This window comes from Dethiosulfatibacter sp. (assembly GCF_983023055.1).
Genome location: NZ_CEZJXU010000294.1, coordinates 1 through 2,537, shown reverse-complemented (window position 1 = coordinate 2,537; position 2,537 = coordinate 1). Strand labels below are relative to the sequence as shown.

The window sequence follows — 2,537 nt, the reverse complement described above, 5'->3', positions numbered from 1 at the left end:
TTGATAATATGTCACAAGAATGGATGCTAAAACATATCCCTATGAATGAGAATATTATGAGAAAATTTCTCAAGTCAGGATACATCCATCAGAATAAACTATACCCAACTATACGAGGTATAGGGCAAGGTGCAGCCATCTCACCAACTGTATCAAACCTAGTTCTTAACGGAATAGGGGATGAAATCAGAAAGGTGTTCTGGAAAACGAAAACAGGTAAAGTATCTAAATATTATAACAAGCATAAAGTGCATATAGTAGTGTATGCAGACGACTTTGTAGTCACAGCTGATAATGAAGAAACTCTAAATGAATGCAAAACTATCATAGAGAACTTCTTAAAGGAAAGAGGACTTGAATTATCACAAGAGAAAACACTAATCACTCACATTGACAAGGGATTTGATTTTCTCGGATGGAACTTCAGAAAATACAACAATAAGCTCATAATTAAACCATCGAAATCATCGATAAAGAAAGTAAAGACAAAAATCAAAGAAACCATGGTGAAATACAATGGACACAAACAAGATTTACTCATTACAAAACTGAATCAGATTATAACAGGATGGTGTAATTACCACAAGCATATATGTGCAAAGGAAACATTCATAGATATAGATAAATATATATTTGAAAGACTGTGGAAATGGGTTAAGAGGAGACACCCAAAGAAATCAAAAAGATGGATAAGAGACAGATACTTTGCCAGAATTGGCAACAGAGACTGGATCTTTAAATCAGAAACAAACCAACTAAAGTTTATGTCAAGTTTCAGGATAGAAAGACATGTAATGATTAAACTAGAAAATAATCCATACTTCCCTGAACATCAAGAGTATTACAAGAAGAGGCGAAAACGACGACTTGCCAAATCCTGACACGATTTGGTTACAAGAGGCTCGAGCTGTATGACATGAAAGTGTCACGTACAGTTCCTATGGGGGAACGGAGAGGCGACTCTCCTGACCTACCAGACTTAAAATGCAAATTCGGACCTATTAGTGTAATATTATTGTAAATATTAATTGCTATGAATTTATAGATTTTACCATTTCATTAATGTAATATTGATAATATGAACTAAGTAAATACAAAGAGATTGAAAGGAATGCTAATGAATATTAATGTAGAGCAGAAAAATATAAATGAACTACCTTGTTTGATTTACTCGAATAATAATATAAGTAGAGAACATACAATAATCCTCATACATGGTTTTAATAATGACAAATATGAGGGCAGTAAAGTTGCCTTGAAACTTGCAGGTCTGGGATACCAAGTTATAAGTTTTGATATAGATGGACATGGTGACAGAAGTAGGAACTTGTTTGAAAAAATTAATTCTGATGTTGATTTCGGAAAACTACTTTTTCATCTAATTGAAAAAACTTCTGATGAGGTAGTATCACTTTGTGAAAGAATTGATAGTGCTAAAATGAGTGTTATAGGTATATCATTAGGTGCGAATGTTGTTAATCATTTGATTAAAAAAAATATAAATTTTGATAAACGTATTTCTGTATTAGGTGCATTATCATTTGTAGATCAAATAATTTATAGTATGGAAAAAAACTCTATTAACGATTTCAACACAAACGAAGAGAAAGAATTGATAAATTATGTAATGGGTTTAGATCCACTAAAATATTTAAATGATCATACAATAGATTGTCAATGGTTACTAATAAATGGTGCTAAAGATGATAATGTACCCGCGAAGTTTACAAGAAATATATATGAAGGTTTATTTAAAAATAATAAGAAGATAGAATACTATGAAGAAGATGAGTATCACTATTTTTCTAACGATATGATAGAAAAAGTAATAAATTTTATTCAAAGATAAATTGAAAGAAATATTTGAAAGGTACTTTGAGTTCATGACTTCAAGTACCTTTTCTGATTTCTAGTATCTTTAAATATGTAATTGATTGTTATTATATGGGAATCACATATGTTTTAATATATAATGATTGTAGGAGTTAAATTGTTTGGGGAATATTATGAGTTATCAATCTAAATTCAAAAAAATTGTTATTGCAGTAATAAAGTCGAGTTATTTTAAACTTTTCATATATTCAAATGTATCTGTTTCTATCTTTGGAATTATGCTGTTTATGTTCTTTGGTGATGGTGGATATAATTATGAACAGTTAAGTGAATTTCGTTCATCAATTGTTGATTTTGCTTGTATTTTTGTGTTGTCATGGGGAATCATGGGTGTAACAATAAATTGGTATAAAGATACAAGCAAGAAGCGTATAATTAGAGTAATGCAGATTATTCAAGGTATTGCAACTCCATTTGTTGTTCCTCTTTGGTTTTTTTTCACCCCATCTGCATCCATAATACTATTTTATTACTATAGATTTTATTAATAGTATTACCTGATAATACGCTGTTAACAATGATAATATGGAAAAGTCTATGAGTGGGTCTTAATCGCACTTATTTATTTTGCTATTTAACAACACTAAAGTCTAACAAAGCCTAATACAAATGGTGAGCCGTCAGCTCATCATTTTTTGATTTAA

At 30.2% G+C, this 2,537-nt stretch carries 3 protein-coding genes; all 3 read left to right on the top strand.

What is annotated here, in order from left to right; genetic code table 11:
• On the top strand, positions 1 to 881 hold an 881-nt coding region (locus AC3AX0_RS09850; RefSeq protein WP_487550119.1), incomplete at its 5' end, for a group II intron maturase-specific domain-containing protein.
• 236 nt (positions 882 to 1,117) lie between these two features.
• Positions 1,118 to 1,849, top strand: coding sequence for an alpha/beta hydrolase family protein (locus AC3AX0_RS09845; protein WP_487550118.1), 732 nt, complete (start codon positions 1,118 to 1,120; stop codon positions 1,847 to 1,849).
• 145 nt (positions 1,850 to 1,994) lie between these two features.
• Positions 1,995 to 2,381: a hypothetical protein gene (locus AC3AX0_RS09840; protein WP_487550117.1), complete on the top strand. Its 387-nt coding sequence runs from the start codon at positions 1,995 to 1,997 to the stop codon at positions 2,379 to 2,381.
• Positions 2,382 to 2,537: the final 156 nt, after the last annotated feature.

What these genes read in the sequence shown, in the direction of transcription:
- AC3AX0_RS09845 (WP_487550118.1), top strand. Translation starts at nt 1,118, where the DNA reads ATGAATATTAATGTAGAGCAGAAAAATATAAATGAACTACCTTGTTTG.